19 protein-coding genes are annotated in these 18,811 nt (G+C 53.7%); 6 read left to right on the plus strand and 13 right to left on the minus strand.

The window, feature by feature from the left end; translation table 11 throughout:
* Nucleotides 1-466 precede the first annotated feature (466 nt).
* The 9 genes from JI62_RS07060 to JI62_RS07100 form a co-directional block, all read right to left on the minus strand.
* Entirely contained in the window at nucleotides 467-1,015 is a 549-nt protein-coding gene (locus JI62_RS07060) for a hypothetical protein (protein ID WP_088699482.1), read from the minus strand.
* Nucleotides 1,016-1,159: 144 nt separating this feature from the next.
* The gene (locus tag JI62_RS22425) at nucleotides 1,160-1,753 is read right to left on the minus strand and encodes a hypothetical protein (RefSeq protein ID WP_141101306.1); all 594 of its coding nucleotides are present in this window, start codon (nucleotides 1,751-1,753) and stop codon (nucleotides 1,160-1,162) included.
* Nucleotides 1,754-2,312: 559 nt separating this feature from the next.
* A complete protein-coding gene (locus JI62_RS07070) occupies nucleotides 2,313-2,666 on the minus strand; it encodes a hypothetical protein (protein WP_205737494.1) in 354 nt (117 codons plus the stop codon).
* 378 nt (nucleotides 2,667-3,044) lie between these two features.
* Nucleotides 3,045-3,977: a hydroxymethylglutaryl-CoA lyase gene (locus JI62_RS07075; protein WP_088699484.1), complete on the minus strand. Its 933-nt coding sequence runs from the start codon at nucleotides 3,975-3,977 to the stop codon at nucleotides 3,045-3,047.
* Entirely contained in the window at nucleotides 3,977-4,495 is a 519-nt protein-coding gene (locus tag JI62_RS07080) for a TRAP transporter small permease (RefSeq protein ID WP_088699485.1), read from the minus strand. The genes JI62_RS07075 and JI62_RS07080 overlap by 1 nt, the downstream gene beginning before the upstream one ends.
* Before the next feature lie 11 nt (nucleotides 4,496-4,506).
* Complete coding sequence (locus JI62_RS07085; RefSeq protein ID WP_088699486.1) at nucleotides 4,507-5,553, minus strand: TRAP transporter substrate-binding protein; 1,047 nt, start codon at nucleotides 5,551-5,553, stop codon at nucleotides 4,507-4,509.
* Nucleotides 5,554-5,663: 110 nt separating this feature from the next.
* The gene (locus JI62_RS07090) at nucleotides 5,664-6,953 is read right to left on the minus strand and encodes a TRAP transporter large permease (protein WP_088699487.1); all 1,290 of its coding nucleotides are present in this window, start codon (nucleotides 6,951-6,953) and stop codon (nucleotides 5,664-5,666) included.
* 13 nt (nucleotides 6,954-6,966) lie between these two features.
* Nucleotides 6,967-8,184 carry a CaiB/BaiF CoA transferase family protein gene (locus tag JI62_RS07095; RefSeq protein ID WP_088699488.1) on the minus strand — a complete coding sequence of 406 codons (1,218 nt, stop codon included), beginning with the start codon at nucleotides 8,182-8,184 and terminating at the stop codon, nucleotides 6,967-6,969.
* 39 nt (nucleotides 8,185-8,223) lie between these two features.
* A complete protein-coding gene (locus JI62_RS07100) occupies nucleotides 8,224-8,916 on the minus strand; it encodes a GntR family transcriptional regulator (protein ID WP_240513164.1) in 693 nt (230 codons plus the stop codon).
* A gap of 379 nt (nucleotides 8,917-9,295) precedes the next feature.
* On the opposite strand from JI62_RS07100, the gene JI62_RS07105 reads away from it, so the two are divergent.
* Nucleotides 9,296-9,685, plus strand: a complete 390-nt coding sequence (locus JI62_RS07105; RefSeq protein ID WP_088699489.1) for a histone-like nucleoid-structuring protein, MvaT/MvaU family — start codon at nucleotides 9,296-9,298, stop codon at nucleotides 9,683-9,685.
* Nucleotides 9,686-10,114: 429 nt separating this feature from the next.
* On the opposite strand, the gene JI62_RS22430 is transcribed toward JI62_RS07105, so the two are convergent.
* Both JI62_RS22430 and JI62_RS07115 read right to left on the minus strand, forming a co-directional pair.
* Complete coding sequence (locus tag JI62_RS22430) at nucleotides 10,115-10,435, minus strand: hypothetical protein (protein WP_141101307.1); 321 nt, start codon at nucleotides 10,433-10,435, stop codon at nucleotides 10,115-10,117.
* Between the two features lie 366 nt (nucleotides 10,436-10,801).
* Entirely contained in the window at nucleotides 10,802-11,605 is an 804-nt protein-coding gene (locus tag JI62_RS07115) for an amidohydrolase family protein (RefSeq protein ID WP_088699491.1), read from the minus strand.
* A gap of 148 nt (nucleotides 11,606-11,753) precedes the next feature.
* Between JI62_RS07115 and JI62_RS07120 the strand changes: the two genes are divergently transcribed.
* The 4 genes from JI62_RS07120 to JI62_RS07135 are packed head-to-tail and all read left to right on the plus strand — an operon-like array spanning nucleotide 11,754 to nucleotide 15,515.
* On the plus strand, nucleotides 11,754-12,512 hold the full coding sequence (locus tag JI62_RS07120) for a GntR family transcriptional regulator (RefSeq protein WP_088699492.1): 759 nt from the start codon (nucleotides 11,754-11,756) through the stop codon (nucleotides 12,510-12,512).
* 55 nt (nucleotides 12,513-12,567) lie between these two features.
* Entirely contained in the window at nucleotides 12,568-13,530 is a 963-nt protein-coding gene (locus tag JI62_RS07125) for a Bug family tripartite tricarboxylate transporter substrate binding protein (protein WP_170938498.1), read from the plus strand.
* Nucleotides 13,531-13,559: 29 nt separating this feature from the next.
* Nucleotides 13,560-14,009: a tripartite tricarboxylate transporter TctB family protein gene (locus JI62_RS07130; RefSeq protein ID WP_240513165.1), complete on the plus strand. Its 450-nt coding sequence runs from the start codon at nucleotides 13,560-13,562 to the stop codon at nucleotides 14,007-14,009.
* A 15-nt stretch (nucleotides 14,010-14,024) separates the two neighbouring features.
* Nucleotides 14,025-15,515: a tripartite tricarboxylate transporter permease gene (locus JI62_RS07135; RefSeq protein ID WP_088699494.1), complete on the plus strand. Its 1,491-nt coding sequence runs from the start codon at nucleotides 14,025-14,027 to the stop codon at nucleotides 15,513-15,515.
* Nucleotides 15,516-15,612: 97 nt separating this feature from the next.
* Here JI62_RS07135 and JI62_RS07140 read toward each other — a convergent pair whose 3' ends face one another.
* The gene (locus JI62_RS07140; RefSeq protein ID WP_088699495.1) at nucleotides 15,613-16,467 is read right to left on the minus strand and encodes a sensor domain-containing diguanylate cyclase; all 855 of its coding nucleotides are present in this window, start codon (nucleotides 16,465-16,467) and stop codon (nucleotides 15,613-15,615) included.
* A gap of 184 nt (nucleotides 16,468-16,651) precedes the next feature.
* Here JI62_RS07140 and JI62_RS07145 point away from each other — a divergent pair, with 184 nt between their 5' ends.
* A complete protein-coding gene (locus JI62_RS07145; protein ID WP_088699496.1) occupies nucleotides 16,652-17,935 on the plus strand; it encodes an MFS transporter in 1,284 nt (427 codons plus the stop codon).
* A 90-nt stretch (nucleotides 17,936-18,025) separates the two neighbouring features.
* On the opposite strand, the gene JI62_RS07150 is transcribed toward JI62_RS07145, so the two are convergent.
* Nucleotides 18,026-18,706 carry an IclR family transcriptional regulator gene (locus JI62_RS07150; protein WP_088699497.1) on the minus strand — a complete coding sequence of 227 codons (681 nt, stop codon included), beginning with the start codon at nucleotides 18,704-18,706 and terminating at the stop codon, nucleotides 18,026-18,028.
* Nucleotides 18,707-18,811 lie beyond the last annotated feature (105 nt).

Raw genomic sequence — 18,811 nt, forward strand, 5'->3', positions numbered from 1 at the left:
CTATAGCAAAATTACCGGGATGATGATTAACCTCTAACTGGATCATTACGGAGTGCGCTGAAACGGGGTGTCTACTAACTGGTTATTCAGACCTGAAACCCGTCTTCTACACCCAACTCGAAGCCCGTCGCTTTGATTATCCATCCTGCTGGCGTGCACCAATACCCTGAGCGAGTGGGCTTACACCGGCGCTGAATCTGGACTGTAAACAGTAACCCGCCTTTTGAATAGGACAGATGCTGGTTAACCGATGAATGTCTAGTGCCCCAGATCCATCTGCAAGGAGCAATCCGGTCTGGTAGTGGTAAACCACCACGTTAAGAGAGCCTCAATAGGTATTTGCTGTAAGCCACTCACAGCCAACGATGACAGATGAAGTAGGATCACTGCTCAGGGACTTGATATTGGCCGCTGGCGCGGCCAAAAAAACACTGCGGCCTATTGACAGAGAGAAGGCTCATAGGTGTTAGCCATACCCAATTATCCGAGTAATTACATTTACCGCCGTACCTGCCGCAACTTGAAGAGAGGTATCTGATGATTTTTCGAATATCGTTTTCAGAATGGCTATATTCGAACTTCTATCGTCAGATATTTTACCGCTCTCGAACACCATGTTCAGATGAGAGAATCCCTTTGATGTCAGTTGATAGCCTCCAGATTCAAGCTCTCTCAATAGTTGTTCAGAAATCAAAAATTCGAGAGTCCCTTCGTATATCGCTTCTTGGCGGTGTCTGTCGAAGCGTTGCTCATTCTCTAATTCATTAATTTGTTCTTTAACAGCCGGAGTTTGCTGCCTAAACCTGTTTTGCAACTCTACGTTATCTGTCATTTCGATGATATTGGCGAAGTCGTTCTTCATCCTGAGATTCTTCAACTCTTCGCTCTGATCAAAAGTAAGATACTCGGAGATTATTGAATTCCTATCGAGTCGGGCTGAAATTGGAAACGAGTCATAGAGAACCTCAAAAATCTTGGCTGCGTATATTGCGAATTGATCTATGTTTACTGACATCTAGATGCTCTTTCTTCTGGTTAACGTCTCAAACACCGGATTGGTGAAGTTGGCGACTTTTTTGCGTAAGCGAAAAAGGTGACAGCTTTGCCAAGTCCGCGTGCTTTGACTTGTTAGGGATTTGCTAGAATAAAGTACACAGGCTTATATCCACCCATAAAATACATTGTAATATAGTGATCCACCCCCCCTGCTGCTCATCTTGATCTCTTTAATTGCATCGATAAATGTACTTATATCAAAGTGCGTGTCGGAACGATCAATAATTTCAGAAACCCTGCCAATATCATTAAAGAAATAACCTTCAGGTTCCTCTGCTATTACGCCCTGAGCATTAATCATGGCCCAATAATTAATATCATCAGTATTGAATTCAGCCAAATCTGCCCATAAAAAGTCTTCACACTCACTTAACTCCCAAAAACTTTTTGCCAATGGACAACCAGCAATAATAGGGATCCCCAACTTTTGACTAGCTTTTGCGCCATAGATAATTTGTTCGCTGAATTTCACTATTATTCTTTCATCGTTCGGCAATAACTTGGGGCGCCGTGGATAAAGTCCAAGGACTTTGAAAGAATAGGATCCATTGACCAGCTTAGATGTATTACCCCCTTCTCTCGAAATCCAAGGATATATAGGAACTACATACCGAAATTTATTTCTAAGTGCCTCTATTACCTGAGGAACCAATATATATTCTGCTGAGCGCTCACAAATAAAACTCGTTGGATTCATCCTGTACCCCTAACAGCTTATTAGACTTCCCATCTTATGACTGAACAAACGCGACGCCACGTCTGTCCGACAAATAAAGCCTGCAAAATCTGCTCTAAGTATATGACGGGTATTCCTATTAATTTCCATTAGTTCGTATGTCTAAAATTCGCGCGCCTGCTGCATTTTCCGGAGGGTTCGCTCTTGGGCATTTCCAGCCTCATGCTACGTAGTCATACGCTGCCTTTTAGCTTTTGGGTACGAGCCCAATTCTCTACTGAATTTAGCCTAGCACAAGCAGCTGAAGTAGGCTGAGGCCCGTAAGTTTTTCTTTTCAACGCTTCTTTGTGGTCTGCTGGCTATGGCCCATAACATTTTTCGGTGTTGGCGAGTGTTTAGCAGGTGCAGTCTTGATGAGGTGCGAGCTGGTGGGGAGAAAATGGGGAACAAACATGAACCCCGCGTAAGCTCGTGAGAACCAAGAGGCGGAGGGGCGGGGCGCTAATGGTCATCACACTGTTAGCTGCTAGTATGAGGGCTGAGGGCGAGAGTAGGCTAAATGCTAGATCAAACACACGACTTAAGCGGACATAAAATCGTTCCAACGCCTTACCAAATAGTTATACTCATCCATGACGGTATTCCACACCGCGACTCGGCTCATTCTTGTCTGGTAGTCTCCGCCGTCGCGGATTTCACCTTGATGAATCATATCAGAGGTGCAATCGGGGCCCGAAAGGTTCTTGGCGGCAGGTTTGCCGCCATACCAAAAGCCCCACTCCGCAGCGGAAAGGTGAGGGCGGGTCAGTTCTGGGGTGGAAATGTAATAACCTTGGCGAGCCATGACGACGCCGGGCCATCCAGAAATCCACCAGTTGAGGTAGTCATAGGCCGCATCTAGCGTGCGTCCCTTCACATGCCGTGAGATTGACATGCCAATTTCTCGCAGGCCCAAGTTTTATGTTGCCTAGTCCTTCGACTTTAGCGCTTTCTGCATGCGGTAATTCAAGTATCGCCCGCCAGTACGATCCACATGGCGACCAGCGAGGCGGAGTCTAAAAAGGTGGCAAAGAAAATGGCGACGATCACCTCCACCAAGCCCTGAGTTAATAGGGAGGTGAAGGGTGCTATGAGTGTTGAATGAAACGCTCAACGATAGTGGGGCCAGTTCCAAGACCAGCTAACCGGCAAGCCTGCTGTCGCTGAGGAAACGCCTCACGCATCAGCCAATTTCGGCGCAATAGCGGCGAGAAAAAGTGGCATTAGTGAGGAGAAGGCCAATATGGGGAGTTGGGCAATGATGGGAACCCCCTCAGCTCACTCGTTCCCTAGGAACCTGGCGCAGATGGCTAGCTGTTTGACCGCCAGGCAGGGCGGCAATCATATCAGCTGCTTCTAGGAGTTTCGGTAGGTCAATACCGGTCGTTACTCCGCCGCCATGTAGGGCATATAACAGATCCTCTGTGGCGGTGTTACCCGTGGCGCCTGGCGCGAATGGGCATCCACCAAGTCCTGCGCAAGCGGTGTCGACTGCTGTGGCGCCATGGCTTATGGCGAAGAGGGCATTCGCTACCCCCATGCCAAACGTATTATGGCCGTGGAAGGCCCAGTTCACTCCTACTCTGGCATGCCGTTCGCGCAATTGCGTGAAATAGTCGGCTACTTGGTAGGGGGTGGCTCGACCGGTCGTGTCACAAAGCGCTACCTCTAGGGGCAAGTCGCCAATAAGCTCAAGTGCGGCGCTGAGAATACGATCAACTTGTTGCCAACTGATGGTTCCCTCGAAGGGGCAGTCGAAGCTGGTGCCAAGGTCGAGGCGCAGTCGGCTACCCTCGGTGCGGCGCATACGCTCAATCACCTGGTGTAGTTCTTGAAGTGACTCGGCGGTGCTGCGGCGCACATTACTCTGGTTGTGGGACTCCGATACCGATACGACATAGACGATTTCGCGAATGCCGTGCTCCAACGCTAGTTCTGCACCCTTGAGGTTGGGCACTAGGGCAGAGAAACGCACATCTGGCCGGTCAGCAAACGCTTTTACTAACGTGCCGGTATCGGCCATTTGGGGAATGGCCTTGGGGCTTACGAAAGAGCCAATCTCCAAGCGAGTGACGCCTGCATCGAGTAGCGCCTGTATACAGCGCTGTTTATCGGCAGTGGGCAGTATGTCGCGTATCGATTGAAAACCGTCTCGTGGTGCAACCTCGACAAGTTCAATATTGGATGGCGGCGATAGGGGCGTCATTATCTGTTCTCCGCTGGTTGCTCCAAGGAGTGACGAAAGCGCTTAGCGGCACGGGCAGCGTCAATGAGGAATTGTAACCCCAGGGCGGCGCAGCCGATGGGTAGCAGTGCATAGGGGTAAACCATTGGCGTTCCTAGCGAGCTTGAAACACGCTCGCTGTACTCAAACGCCTGCATCGTCATGATGCCGCCACGCCATACCAGAATGATGCAAAACAGCATGCCCAACAGGCCCGTCGTCAGGTCGATGAAGGCGCGGATACGCGTTGGCAGCTTATCTTTAAAGAAGGTAATACGGATATGGGCGTCGTGACGCTGTGCTTCGGCAGCGCCAATCACCGCTAGGTAAACCAGGAGAAAGGAGTTGATCTCCAGGCTCCAGCTAGTGGGGGCCGCGAAGACATATCGCATGGTGGCGTCATAGCAGATAGACACCATCATGAAGACCAACACAGCCATGGATGTCCAGCGTAGAACGGCCAATAGGCCGTCCCAGCTACGCATTGCCATTGTTGTCATTTCGCTCTCCCTTAAGCGTTGCCAAGGGCCAGCGCGATGGCGCGATCGCCGACTTCTTCACCGACTTCACCCTTCCAGTGATCCCAGACGTCCTGGACGCCGGCATTGAAGGCTTCAAGGTCTTCATCGGAAGGCTCGATAATCTCCACCCCTGCCTCCTCAATCTGGGGCCAGTACTCGTTGGGGTAAATGTCGTTGTTGCAGTGCTCAATGAAGTTCTCGTCGTACCAGTCAGCTGCCTGCTGTAGTACGGCGCGCGCCTCGTCGTCAAGATTGTCCCAGGTGTCCCGCAACATGAAGGGAGCAACCGAGAAACCGGTAATCGGCAGCTTGTAGCAGACCTGCAACTGCTCCTGGAGGCTGCGGCCGATCACCGTTGAGATATTGAATACCCCTGCGTCTACGGTTCCCCGTTGCAGTGCCATGTAGGTCTCTGAGGAGGGAATGCGGGTCGCCCCCACGTTGTAAGGCTCAAAGGCTTTGGTGGCCTCGAAGCCAACGATGCGAATCTTCTTCCCGCGGACATCCTCAAGGCGGCGGATGGGGCTAGCCTCTGTACTCCATAGGTACTCCGGTTCAAGGATGCCGCCACCGGAGGTGAGCATGTAGAGGTTGTCCTCGGCCAGTACCTCGTTGATCAGCTCCATCAGTGGGCTTCCCTGGCGCAGGCGCTCCGGATGGCGATAGAGCTCGCCCACTACCCCAGGCAAACCGGTGACGCCCAGTATCGGGATGGAGCGGGTGACGTAGGAGAAGGTATGGAACATGAAATCGATGCTGCGCGCCCGTAGCGCTGGCAGCTGTTCGTCTACTTTGAGCAGTTGACCGGAGTCGTAAAACTCCACCGAGAGGGTATCGCCTCCCTGCTCTTTGAGCATCTCCACGAAGCGATTGGAGCCATAGGTCAACGCCTTGTAGGAGTCGGGCAGATAGGTGACGCCCGTCAGCGTGGTGGCGGCGTAGCTGCGGGGGGGCAGCAGGCTCTGGGTGCCAAACAGCGTGGCACCGGCGGTGGCGAAGGTGCCGTACTTCAACACTTGGCGGCGAGACAGTGTCATGGTGAATCTCCTGATTGTTGTTGTAAGAATCTGCAGTAAGAGTCTGTTGTAAAGGTTTGTTGTGATGCACCTTTGTAACGTTGCACTTCACTGACGTTGAAACACCGGGGCTACATCAGCCCCGGCAACCACAGGCTGAGGCTGGGGAAGAACACAAACAGCATCAGCACGAGGAACTGAACGGCGACAAATGGCAGTGCGCTTTTGATGATTTCTTCCACTGAGAGCTCGGGGCAGACCCCGCGCAGCGCGTAGAGGTTGAGCCCCACCGGGGGAGTGACCACGGCAATCTCAAGGTTGAGCACCATCACGATACCGAACCAAAGCGGGTCGTAGCCCAGGGCGGTGACTAGGGGCAGCAGTACTGGAGTGGTCACCACGATCAGCGACACGGCATCGACGATCATGCCCAGTAGGATCAGCAGTAGCATGACCGCCACCAAGATCGCCCAGGCGGGCAGACCGGTGGCGGTGAGTGCCTCGGTGAGGAGCTGCGGTACTCGCACCATGTTGAGATAGTCGCCGAAGATCTTGGCACAGCCGATAATGAGTAGGATGGCACCGCTGACGCGCGCAGTCGTCGCCAGTATCTCCAGGAACTTACGCCAACTGAGGCTGCGAAATATCAGGGTGGCGATCAAAAAGGCACCGCCCGCGCCGATGCCCGCGGCTTCGCTGGGTGTGGCGAGGCCCGAGTAGATCGAGCCCAGCACTGCCACCACCAACAGCGCGGCGTGCCAGATGTTAGCCAGGCTCGCCCAGCGCTCTTTCCAGGTAAAGCGCTCTTTACTGGCGGGTGCCTCTTCAGGGTTGAGCAGCACTCGAATGTAGATGAACAGTGACAATGCTAACGCGAGCACAATGCCGGGAACGATGCCGCCGATAAATAGATCCGCCACCGAGACGCTAGAGACGGCGCCATAGATAATAAAGGGCACGCTAGGTGGGATCAGCATGGCCAGGGCGCCAGCACTAACGACGGCACCCGCGGCTAATGATCGGCTATAGCCGCGCTGGAGCATCTGCGGTACGGCAATGGATCCCACTGCCGCAACGCCCGCTAGGCTCACCCCTGATACGGCGCCGAACATAGCCGAAGCCCCCACTGAAGAGATCGCCAGACTGCCCCGCAGCCAGTTGAGCCAGCGCACGGCGGCAGTGAAAAGACTCGACCCCACCGGTGTTGCCCCCAGGAAATTACCCATCAGAATAAAGAGGGGAAGGGCAATGAGCTCGAAGGCATTAAGCTGGCCAAACAGAGATGTAGGGGCGAAAAAAAACGCCATTGAGCCGCGCGCCATATAGAGGCCGGCTAACCCGGATAAGCCCAGGGCTAGGAAAATAGGGAAACCGATGACAATCAGCCCGACTAAAATGGCAAGAACGATAATGGGATCCATGCTGCTCTCCCCCTCAAATCACGTTGTCGGCGCGAAGAGCGTCGAGAGTATCGGCTGAGAACGCCAGCCAGTCGGCGAGGATTGTATGGGTATGCTCGCCCAGGGCAGGGCCGACGCTACGTACCCTGCCTGGGGTGCTGGAGAGCCGTGGGAAAACATTTTGCATCGGCAGTGGGCGGCCCTGGCGATCAGGCACCGCTACGATCGACTCACGCGCCTGGAAGTGTGGATCGCCAAGCATATCGGGGGCTCGGTAGACTAACCCCGCGGGCACCCCCGCCTCGGCGAGGATATCCACGATATGAGAAGCGTCGTGCTGCTGGGTCCAGGCCGCAACAAGGTCGTCGATAGCCTGCTGGTTCTCCCCGCGTGCGCGATGGGTCGCGTAGTCAGGATGGTCGGCCAGGCGAGGTTGCCCCATGGCCTCACAGAGGCGGCGGAAGACGGTGTCCTGATTGGCGCCGATAATAACGTCGCGCCCGTCACGGGCTGGGTAAGCATTTGAAGGAGCAATTTTGGGCAAGAAGCTGCCGCTGCGCTCGCGGACTTTTCCCGCCCGGGCATACTCGGGAATTAAGTTCTCCATCATGGCCAGGACAGACTCAAATATCGAGCTATCGACCACTTGCCCTTTTCCGCTTCGCTCGCGCTGATGAAGGGCCATCATGGTGCCTAGCGCAGCGTGCAAGCCCGCCAGCGTGTCGCCAATTGAGATGCCAACACGCACCGGGGGGCGATCAGGATAGCCGCTCAAATAGCGTAGCCCACCCATGGCTTCGCACACTGATGCGAACCCCGCCCGGGTTGCGTAAGGGCCATCTTGGCCAAAGCCAGTGACCCGCACCATGACCAGCTTTGGGTTGTGGCGGGAGAGTTCGTCGTAGCTTAGACCCCAGCGCTCCATGGTGCCGGGGCGAAAGTTTTCGATGATGACATCAGCACGCGCCGCTAATTGACGCAACACGTCTTGCCCGCGCTGCTGACGAAGATCGAGGGTCAGCGATTGTTTGTTGCGGCCAATCACGTTCCACCACAATGGGTCGCCACTCTCCTGGTCGGCTTCTCCCCACTGCCGCATAGCATCCCCCTTACCGGGAGGCTCGACTTTCACTACCTCAGCACCAAAATCTGCAAGCACTTGGCCGCAATAGGGCCCTGCGATGAGTTGTCCTAGCTCAAGAACCCTAATGTTCTCAAGGGGGAGCGGAGCGGGCGTGTCTTGTTGTCTCATTGTTGTTCTTAGGCCTCTTTATAATCAACCAATGTCTCTCTAACCGGAGGGGGTATTGGTGTGCGGGACGTGCAATGCCTGCGCAGCCAGCAAATGGGCGCGCATTACATTCTCAGCCCATTCGGGACTGCCAGCAGCGATGGCCTCCAGAATCTCGCGGTGGTGACGCATGCTGCGGCGAAGGTTGGCAAGGTCATAGTTGCCGAAGTTACGATGAATGACCGATGTGCGAACGACATTTTCGAGCAAATTTGCTAAACGTTGGTTGTTGCTAGCGAGAATCAGCGTTCGGTGAAATTCGTGATTAAGTGACGCAATGCCGTTGCGGGATTCAGCGTTTGTGTTGACCTCTTCGGTGAGCGATTCCATTTGAGTCGCTAGGGTTTCTAAATACGTAAAGCACGGCTTGCTTATCTGTGTGGAGGCTAAGCGAACCGCTAAGGGCTCTAGCACCAGACGTAATTCGAATACTTCGCGAGCATCTTTCGCCGTCCAAGCCACCACACGTGAGCCACGATGGGGAATGGCTTCGAGCCAACCTTCCGACACCAACTCTCGCAGCGCCTCACGCACGGGTGTACGGCTGACGTTAAGCTCATTGGCTACGCTTGTTTCACGAAGGTACTCATCTGCCTGGTAATGGCCATTTAGAATCCGCTGCTTGACTACATCATGGACTCTAGCCGTGGCGGTCTGAACCACTTTTGAGGCGTTTGCGGGTATAGCGTCCATCGATTTAGCGCCCAAAGTTGCATACAATTTCAAGATAGATCACAATTTTAGGGGTTAAAAACTAGACTTTAGTCTTTTTTGTATGCAATCTTCGTTGTGCAGTTCGGCTCCTAGTGATTAAGACAGTTGCTAAAATAGCGGCTAAAACCAGCCTTCGAAACGAGTGTCGCCGGTTCAACTTCTGCCGGGCGAGCCAAATTGCAAAAAAAGGCCTGCGATTTCTCGCAAGCCTTTTTTGGGGTGTGACCAAATGGCACGCCCCCTACCCAGTAATCAAACTTGAGCTTTTCTTTTCTCAATGACTATATTAAAGCTATAATACGCAAGATATATGTTTAAGGGTTATCTTAAATAAATTTTAAAATATAGGAATTAGACTATGGCGTCGGTACTGAGTGATTATCTCAAAAAAGAGCAGATGTTAAAGCAGCTACAAGAAGAGCTGCAAGCACTGGAAAATAACAGTGAGCTAAAAGAAGAGCTTGAATTCAAAGAGAGACTGCAAGCGCTCATGACGGAGCACGGAAAATTAGCGCGCGACGTATGTGAAATGCTTGACCCAACTTACCGCTCCAAACCAGCAAAAACTGGCAAGGTAAGCACAAGCAGCACGGATGGTCGTAAAAAGCGCCCCTTGAAGGTATACAAGAACCCACACACGGGCGAAGTGGTGGAAACCCGTGGCGGGAATCATAAAGTCATTCAAGAGTGGAAAGCAGAGTTTGGTAATGAAGAAGTGGTCAGTTGGGTTGTGAAAGAAATCGCGTAATAAAACTGATGTTTACTTCGGGGTGTTTGCCAGCCTGGCAAAATAACCTCTTAAAACGCTCACTGAGCCTGCTCAGTGAGCGAAAATTTATCTAAGCACTGTGGTGGGAAAGAAAAGCAGCGAGTAAGTCCATCAGCCATCCGTTAATTAGCATGGCGACCAGCGTTTTTGTTCATCGGTCTGTTAAGGTGAATTTAATTTCGTGACAGGTCTTCCCTGAGGATAGGCACTTCTACTCTACTGGGACACCCAATCTCCACGCCTCGACGGGATTGCTACTCTCTGGCACCTTGAATGACCCCCAAACCACTCGATAAGTGGTTGTGTACACTGCCCCAGCTCCCATAACAATCTTCGCATCAATGTGAAATCGACGCTTTTGCTCTTGCATTAATGCATCGTCAAATTCTGATGTCGTTTCAATCTCCGCTATACCGTTATCCCTGCATGCTTCATGGAAGGCAGCGAATTCTTCCTCATAATATACATCGGGTTCAATTTTTCGCTGGTGCATTGAAAGATGCCGCTCTTATCACTATCGCAGATCGCTTGAACAGCTGCTTCGACCATACCGGTGGCTGTCTCGCTATACACTTCATCCGCCCAGGCAGAAGAGAATAGCAGCAGAGAAAAGGCCGTCGCGGTCGAAAGAGAGATTAAAAAGGTTTTTTTACCGTTGCCATTTCCCTTCATTATTTCGCTACGCTCTACATGCAACAGAGCATAAGGCAGGGTTTGTGATGACCGCATAGGCGTTAGAGGTGCTTCTCTACTGGTTGCTAGCGTGCTTCTACAGCAATTTGTAAGGTTGCAGTTTTTGACTCCAAACTACATCAGCAAATAACCAAGATACCCAAATCCGTGCTGGGGAAAGGCGGCTCCTTCTAATATTATGGATAGTGGGCTGGCTCGCAAATTTAACTTTACTAATGCAAGGTGCGCCGTTGGCGGGGGCTACTGTGATGATATGAATGCCAAGCTCGCCATGTCTCGTAATCTGCTGCCTACCCTTCAGTAGTATGAAGCCGTAATGGCTTTGCGTGAGTTTATGCAGTTTAGTGTGGCCCTGAATTCACATTAATTCAGTTTTATTTCTATTATCTTCTTATGCCTAGACTATCGAGCCTCTAACTTAAACAAAGCTCTAGGACTCGTATCAAGGATGTGCTGGCGATCATCAGCATCGCTAATCCAGTCACTGAGCCATCCGTAAGTATCGCGGTAAGTATGCTTATCCTCATGGCGCGTCCACGGCCAGTCACTGCCCCACACCAGCCGATCACGCCCAAGGTGATCCAACAAAGCCTGAACATGGGGTTTGAGGTTAATTACGGGGGAGCGATAGGGAGCTGAAAGCTTTACCCACGTGCGTTCTGCCTGTCCGGCCTCAAGCAGCAGGCGGCACCCTGGGTCTTGCAGCGGGGCGGCATCGACAGGGAGTCCGATATGATCGATGACCAACTTCACGCCATGCTCATGCAGCGCTGGAAAAATTTCAGGCAGCCGGTTGCCTTCCAGGTGTAACTCAAGATGCCAGTCCATGGCCTTGAGATGATCCAGAAAGTCTATCCATTGAGGATCACTGAGGTTTGGCAATGCACTTCGCCCCTCAATAAGGTTCCACCGCACGCCCACAATGCCTGCAGCATCAAGAGCGGCTATTTCCTCAAGCGTTGTCTCCTTGGCGAGCTGAACGACTCCGCGATAGGAGTGATCAAGCTTGGCAAGCATTTCAAGCAGTTGCCGGTTGTCATTGCCTAGGAAGCTTGGTTGCACCAATACGCCACCGCTTAACCGGCAACTTTCGAGGTTTTTTTGCCAATCCAAGAGTGGAGCAGGTCGTGAGGGGCTGTAGTTAGATCCTTTGACGTTCTTAACAGGCCCGTAAGCATGCGCATGACAATCAAAACCTAATTTCACGTTTGGCCCCTCATAACGTTATATCTGGAGATTTCACATCAGCTAACTTGTTATACATAAGTCTAGTTCTCTAGAGAACTGGTTGACTGGAAGTATACACGGGTCTTCAATGACCTCAAGAAATCAAAGTTAACCACTGGGTGGCCCTATGCAAGCCAAGTTCTCTGCGAATACGGACGGAAGATTACCCCTGTATGCCAAACTCCGCGATCAATTAGGGTCAAGGATCGCCAATGGTGAGTGGAAACCAGGCGATATGATCCCTTCGGAGAACCGTTTAGCCGAAGAGTATGGCGTTGCTTTGGCAACCATGCGAATGGCGTTGAAGCAGTTAGTCGATGAAGGTCTGTTAGATCGTCGGCGTGGCACCGGCACCTTCGTTAAGCAACCTGCTTTCCGAGCCGATCTGTTTCGCTTCTTCCATGTACATGACGTGGACGATCCAGATGTACCCGTCATTCCAGAAAGCCGCATTCTTAGCTGCCATGAAGTGCCGCTTCCCGCTGAGGTACAGAAAGCCTTTGGTGAGGACTCAGTCAGCCATTGCATAAAACTGGAACGTGTTCGCCTTTGGTCAGGTGACCCACTGCTGTTTGAAGAAATTTATCTACGCCTACCCGATTTCAATGGGCTCTTGTCGCTAAACCCAAAAGCGATGGGCCCTTTGTTGTATCCCGTATTTCTGGAGGAATTCGGGATTTTGATCTCGTCAGCAACCGACGAGCTGTCGTTCGGCGCTGCCACCGATGCCAGTGCAAAGCATCTAGAACTAGCCACTGGGGCACCGGTCGCCGCCATCCAGCGCATTGCCCGCAACCCCGCCGGAAGAGTCATCGAGTTTCGCCGGGTACACGGACGACCCGAGCGATTCCGCTACCGTGTCACGCTCGGTGACCAACCTGCATGAGATTGCATTTGATGCACGCCTTACCACCCTGCATTTCCAGAAAAGGTAACTAACAATGAAAACATTCCAGCTGACGTCTTTAATTGCACTATCAGCGTTTACCGCTATGCCTGTCATGGCTGACGACTACCCGAATCGTCCCATCGAAATCGTCGTACCAGCACCCGCTGGTGGCGGTACTGACAACGTTGCCCGCATGCTTAACCAATACCTTCAGGAAGAGTTAGGCGAGTCACTGGCCGTGCTGAATGTCGCCGGTGGAGGGGGGGCTATTGGGGTCAACCAGATTGCCCGTGCCAGGCCCGATGGCTACACACTGCTGTCTACCTGGAATAGCCCTATTACCACCGTGCCGCATATGCAGCGTGTTCAGTACTCCTACGCGACATTGACCCCCATCACCAGCACTTCGCAGAGCGCCTACACCATGTGTGTAGCTCCCGACTTTCCCGCTGAAACGGGTGAGGAGTTCCTGGCCGAGCTACAGAGTAATCCCGGTCAATATACCTACGGCAATGACGGGGTCGGTGGAACCATGCGCTTGGCAGCAGAGCGTATCTTCGAAGCCTATGACATTGAGGCACGTCCTATCCCATTTGGCGGCGCTGGCGAGACCCTGCAAAACTTCCTGGGTGGGCATGTGGATATCTACGGTGGCTCCATCACACCCGTGCTTCCCTATGTGGAGGATGGCAAGGCGAAGTGCCTACTCGTCACCTCAGCCGACGATAACGAGGCCCTTCCTCAGGCGTCAGGCCTAGCAGCACTCGGCCACCCTGAACTGGAAACCGTGCTATGGCGGATGATGCTGGCACCGGAGGGCATGGATGAGCAGCGCGTTAATGTCATCGCCGATGCCGTCGCTAAAGCCGTCGAACATCCTGAGTTCCAAACGTTCCTGGCATCTCAAGGCGAGACGCTGAATCTAGTACGCGGTGAAGAGCTGCGGGAGCGTCTGCATCAGGAAACCGAAGCGATTGGTGAGACACTCGAAAAGCTTGGGCTTAAGAAAAACTAATTCATCGCGTAATGGACGGTAACTTGCTCATGAACTTCAGAGATATTATCTCTGGCATCGCCTTCCTCATCCTTGGCTGCACGGTGGTCTGGGTGGGGAGTGGCTTTGATGCTGGCGCCGCTTACGTGCCTATGGGGGTGGGTATTCTGATGTGCCTGTTCTCACTTCCTCTGATACTTAAAGGCGCTGTGCAGGCATTAGCAGCAGGGGAGACGGGCACTGTGAAATCACCCCTAATCGACCATACTGGACGGTTTATGGCAACCGTTGCTTGTTGCCTGATCTATTACCTGGCTATGCCAACCGTGGGTTTTTACTCCACTAGCACCCTGTTCATCGTACTCCTGGCCCTGGTGCTGGGTGAAAGACGCCCTTTGGTGGTGCTAGGAATTACGGTGGGCTTCATCGCCCTCTTATACGGGTTGTTTGCGCTGGTGCTGAAACGGCCCTTGCCCGTCGAATTTTTCCTGGTTTCCTAAATAGGGTGGCACGCTATGTTTGATTCCTTATTCAACGCCTTGCCCGTGGCCCTGCAGTTTGGTTCCTTGTTCAGTCTTTTCGTCGGTACGCTGGTGGGGATTTTGATCGGTGCGCTACCTGGCCTTAATCCGGTCATGGCCATTGCGCTTATGCTGCCACTGACTTACGGGTTCGATCCTGTGATCGCGCTAGGGCTGGTAGCCGGTATCTATAATGGCTCAATGTACGGTGGCGCCATTCCGGCCATCTTACTAAAAATCCCAGGCACGCCAGCGGCCATTGCAACGACATTCGACGGTTACCCGATGACCCGCAATGGGCAGGGCGGGCTGGCGCTCAAGACGGCGTGCTGGTCGTCAGCGGTGGGTGGAATTATCAGCGCCATAGCGTTGATGACGTTAGCGCCGCTGTTGGCTCAGGTCACGCTGGCTTTTGGGCCTACTGAGTACTTCTGGGTAGCCATTTTCGGTCTTGTCAGCATCGCCGTCCTGGTGGGAAGTGATATCAGCAAAGGCATGCTCAGCGCCCTGTCGGGCGTTATCATCGGCCTTGTAGGCGTTGACACCATCAGTGGGGCGGAACGCTATACGTTCGATTCGCTTTATTTAAGTGGGGGCTTCGACCTGATCATCGTACTCATCGGCCTCTACGCGATTCCGCCAGTGCTGGAAATGGCCGAGAAGCGCAACGCGACCTACTACGATGCAGGAAGCTTCAAAGTCGATGCGAGTGGGAATGCGCTGACATTGATACGTCAGCACTGGCGCACATGGACACGCTCATCGCTGATAGGCGTAAGCGTAGGCATTTTGCCAGGTGCTGGTGGTAATTTAGCGGCTTTATTGAGTTATAACGAAGCGAAGCGCAAGTCCACGAACCCTGAATCTTTCGGCACGGGCAATCCTGTGGGGGTTGCAGCAGCTGAATCAGGTAACAGTGCCGATAATGCTTCTGCAATGATTCCATCTCTAACACTGGGGATCCCTGGCAACCTGGTCGCTGCCCTAGTGCTGGGTGCGCTGATGATTCATGGCCTTCAGCCCGGCCCGCAACTGTTTACGAAGTCGCCTGATGTGGTCTTCGGTTTCATGTGGCAGATGTTAATAACGGCGATGCTGCTCCTGTTACTGGGCGGCATGGTGGCGACCCGACTGTTTGCTCAGGTCTTGCGCATGCCGACCGCCCTGTTGGTTCCCACCACCTTGGTGCTAATGGCGGTGGGGGTGTACACCGTCAAAGGGAACATGATGGATCTGTATGTCATGTTAGCGTTTGGGGTGCTCGGCTACTTACTCCATCGACTCGCCTTCCCGCTTGCTCCCGTAGTGCTGGGGGTGCTGCTAGGGCCAATGGCGGAACAGAACCTACGCTTGGCAATGCTGCTCTCCCAAGATGACTGGGGGGCGTTATTTACGCGTCCTATTTCGCAAGGGATTATCGCACTCCTGCTGCTGGTCGTATTTTCACAGCTTTGGAAAATGCTACGCAAAGGCCGTCAGCGTTAACGGCGTTACGAAAGAGACTCCACCGATTTATTGTCGAACTTTGTGGGCGGCAGTCAGGCAAACATTCATAGCTGACTGCCGGTATCGGTCATAACCGCTAACGACTGCGCCTTTTGATCTGATACATATGGCTGTCGGCACGGCTTAGCAGGGTATCGGCATCCCTTCCATCGTCTGGGTAACAGGCCACGCCGATACTGCAGGAGGGCATTTCCACGGCGCCGAATTCAGCGCCTAGCGGCTGCTCCATGGCTATACGAATCTGTTCTACCTTCTCATTCACGGTATCGACTGACTGGATGTCCGTTAACAGCACCGTGAACTCATCACCGCCCATACGGGCCACGGTATCTGTTTCGCGTACACAGCTCTCCAGCCGTCTGGCGACCGTGCAGAGCACTCGGTCGCCTGTGGCATGTCCATGCACATCATTGATGCCTTTGAAGTCATTGATGTCCAAAAACAGCAACGCCAGGCTGCTCTGGTAGCGATGGGACGCACTCAGGCCTGACACCAGGCGATCATAAAAGAGCGCTCGGTTGGTCAGTTGGGTCAGTGGATCATGATGGGCGAGGTGGCGTAACTCCTCCTCGGCCTGCATCAGGGCGGTAACGTTGCGTGCAACACCGATCCGCACTTCCTCTTCCTCGTACCAGCGGGCAGACCACAGGATATGCACGATGCCACCGTCTTTACGAACATAGCGGTTGCGGAAATCCACATGGGGCTTACCGTCCATCACTCGGTCAATAGAGTCCCGCGTGGCCGCCAAGTCGTCAGGATGCATATAGTTGGTGATCGGGGTGCCGATCAATTCGTTGGGAAGGTAACCGAGAAGCGACTCGCAGGCATCACTCACAAAGACGATCTGGTTGTCTTGATCGACTACGAAGACAGTGTCCAACATCAGATGAATCAGTTTGGGGTAGAGCGTTTGCAGGTCAACGGCCATAGGCTGGATTCATCCGGTTAGCATTTCTCGACTATAGAGCAATCTTGAAGAGGTGTGATAGCTATTATCCTGAAAACCGCTTCGGAAATTGACCGCCTACCTGTATTGCTCATTACTACTGTGGCGACGACAATGAATGGAGCTTACGCCTATTCATGCAGCAAGCGGCCATGGAGTAGTTAGTATGAAGACCTTGTCGAACATGGGGTTTGCCATCTTTGGCGCCGCTTTGGTTGCGATTAGTTACGGGCTGGCACGTTTTGCGTTTGGGCTGTTTGTGCCCTCCATCAGCGCCGAGCTGGGTCTCACCTCCTACCTGATCGGTATCATCGGGGCGCTACCGTTTATCAGTTTCGTGCTTGCTACTTTGGTCGCGCCGCTTGCCGCTGACCGGCTCGGTGCGCGTAACCTGGCAGTGCTCTCAGGTGGTTTCGGAGTGGGTGGACTGGGGCTGATCAGTCAGGCATCCGATGCACTTTCGCTGGGTGTCGGGGTGTTTATCTGCGGTATCTGCACCGGGTTGATGATGCCCGCGCTCACCGCCGCGATGCAGGCGCTGGTAAGTCGGGCAATGCACGGGCGTGTTAGCTCCATTATGAATGCCGGCACCAGTGTCGGCATTATCGTGGCGGTGCCGACGGTGGTGTTTTTGGCGGATGCCTGGCGCCTGACCTATACGCTCTTTGCGGTGCTAACCGGCATGGGGGTTATCGCCGCCTGGTACTTTATCCCTTCGGTATCACGCGTGGTGCCAGCCAATGCAGCACCGCCGCCGCCCATTACCCGGTTGCAGTGGTCGCGGCTCATCCGGCTTTCGCTATTTGCCTTCGCTATGGGCTTTGTTTCTGCCCCCTACTGGCTTTTTGCCCCCGACCTTGCGGTGACCCTCGGCGCGCTGCCCCCAAATCAAACCGGCTGGCTATGGTTTGCGGTCGGTATCGCGGGGCTGGGTGGTGCCGTCGTGAGTGACCTCGCTGATCGCAACAACCCACCCATCACCCAGGCACTGATGTTGATGATGCTCTCTGCAAGCCTGGTGCTGCTGGCCGCTAGCCCAAGCCAGTTAGCGTTGGCGATGTTTTCCGCAATGGTGTTCGGGCTTGCCTACATGAGCCTAACGGGACTCTACCTGATGACCGGCATCCGGCTACTGCCGGGGCGGCTTTCGATGGGGCCGGTGCTGCCTTTTTTGGCCTGTGCGCTTGGGCAGGCAGTGGGTTCCCCGGTGGTTGGTGTATTGGTCGATGGATTTGGCTATGCGGATGCCTTTGCGATCTTCTCCGTTATTGGCATCCTGGTCGCGATTTTGTCGCCCATCTATCCCGGCCATATCGATTACTGGGCCGAGGAGGAGCCGCAGCCACTACCCGCGGAAGATACCGGCCTTCAGGCCGCCTACGATCACCAATTGCTGGACGAAGATGGCGAACCCATTGAGGCCGCCAGCGAAGAGACCAATACGGTCTAGCTATTGCGCAGGGGGGATCAAGCAATACCGACGACAAGGCTCCCGTCTTATCGCTGTTTCGTCCATTACTGCTATTCAATAGCCAGTGAGTTACCGAGCGATCAGTTCGGCAATTCGTTGGGCAGCGGCTTTTACTTCCGTGATAGCGGTCTCTTTATCTAGATCCTCCATGGCCACCACGCCCACACAGGCCTCAATGGTGGGGCGAAACGATGCGGACGAGATAGCGCTGGCCACGCCTACTGCCCCGCGCTGTAGCTGCCCATGCGTCAGGCTGTAGCCGTCGAGCCGTGCCTGCTTTATCGCCTCACCTTCCTCCGGGTGAGGGGGCCGTTCGGCAAGGATGGCAATACCGGCAGCGCCCAACGTCAACGGATGGCGGCTCCCCACTCGGTAGCCGATTTGCAGAGGCATTTCTCCTGACTCTGCCACCATTAATACAACGCACTCCTCCCCCTGAGCGACAGAGATGAAAGCGGTGGCGCGGGTGGCTCTGGCGAGTGCCTGCAAGAGTGGCTGGGCAATAGCGCGTAGATGAGGTTCAAAGCGGGACGCAAGCAGTGCCGTACCAGCACCCAGGCGAATGGGGCCTTCGGGGGTGCGCGTAATCAGCCCATGGCTGGCCAGGGTGGTCACGATACGATAGGCGATGGCTCGATGAATATCGAGGCGTTCAGCCAGGTCGGCAATGGAAATGCCATCGCTATGCTCGGAGACAATTTCCAGTGCCTTGAGTCCGCGATCAAGCGTTTGCAACGTGTTGTTAGCCATAGAGAGGCACCTCGGTATTAGGGGGCGGTAAGTGAGCTCGATAACTGGACTCAATAGTTAGCCAAGCGATACAGACTAACGCAGCTACGCCGAGGAGTTGACTCG

It is taken from the genome of Halomonas campaniensis, from assembly GCF_002211105.1.
Classification (GTDB): domain Bacteria; phylum Pseudomonadota; class Gammaproteobacteria; order Pseudomonadales; family Halomonadaceae; genus Vreelandella; species Vreelandella campaniensis_A.

Bases quoted from the DNA above. Each gene is read 5' to 3' on its own strand.
- JI62_RS07060 (WP_088699482.1), bottom strand. From the start codon at position 1,015: ATGTCAGTAAACATAGATCAATTCGCAATATACGCAGCCAAGATTTTT.
- JI62_RS22425 (WP_141101306.1), bottom strand. From the start codon at position 1,753: ATGAATCCAACGAGTTTTATTTGTGAGCGCTCAGCAGAATATATATTG.
- JI62_RS07070 (WP_205737494.1), bottom strand. From the start codon at position 2,666: ATGTCAATCTCACGGCATGTGAAGGGACGCACGCTAGATGCGGCCTAT.
- JI62_RS07075 (WP_088699484.1), bottom strand. From the start codon at position 3,977: ATGACGCCCCTATCGCCGCCATCCAATATTGAACTTGTCGAGGTTGCA.
- JI62_RS07080 (WP_088699485.1), bottom strand. From the start codon at position 4,495: ATGACAACAATGGCAATGCGTAGCTGGGACGGCCTATTGGCCGTTCTA.
- JI62_RS07085 (WP_088699486.1), bottom strand. From the start codon at position 5,553: ATGACACTGTCTCGCCGCCAAGTGTTGAAGTACGGCACCTTCGCCACC.
- JI62_RS07090 (WP_088699487.1), bottom strand. From the start codon at position 6,953: ATGGATCCCATTATCGTTCTTGCCATTTTAGTCGGGCTGATTGTCATC.
- JI62_RS07095 (WP_088699488.1), bottom strand. From the start codon at position 8,184: ATGAGACAACAAGACACGCCCGCTCCGCTCCCCCTTGAGAACATTAGG.
- JI62_RS07100 (WP_240513164.1), bottom strand. From the start codon at position 8,916: ATGGACGCTATACCCGCAAACGCCTCAAAAGTGGTTCAGACCGCCACG.
- JI62_RS07105 (WP_088699489.1), top strand. From the start codon at position 9,296: ATGGCGTCGGTACTGAGTGATTATCTCAAAAAAGAGCAGATGTTAAAG.
- JI62_RS22430 (WP_141101307.1), bottom strand. From the start codon at position 10,435: ATGCGGTCATCACAAACCCTGCCTTATGCTCTGTTGCATGTAGAGCGT.
- JI62_RS07120 (WP_088699492.1), top strand. From the start codon at position 11,754: ATGCAAGCCAAGTTCTCTGCGAATACGGACGGAAGATTACCCCTGTAT.
- JI62_RS07125 (WP_170938498.1), top strand. From the start codon at position 12,568: ATGAAAACATTCCAGCTGACGTCTTTAATTGCACTATCAGCGTTTACC.
- JI62_RS07130 (WP_240513165.1), top strand. From the start codon at position 13,560: ATGAACTTCAGAGATATTATCTCTGGCATCGCCTTCCTCATCCTTGGC.
- JI62_RS07135 (WP_088699494.1), top strand. From the start codon at position 14,025: ATGTTTGATTCCTTATTCAACGCCTTGCCCGTGGCCCTGCAGTTTGGT.
- JI62_RS07140 (WP_088699495.1), bottom strand. From the start codon at position 16,467: ATGGCCGTTGACCTGCAAACGCTCTACCCCAAACTGATTCATCTGATG.
- JI62_RS07145 (WP_088699496.1), top strand. From the start codon at position 16,652: ATGAAGACCTTGTCGAACATGGGGTTTGCCATCTTTGGCGCCGCTTTG.
- JI62_RS07150 (WP_088699497.1), bottom strand. From the start codon at position 18,706: ATGGCTAACAACACGTTGCAAACGCTTGATCGCGGACTCAAGGCACTG.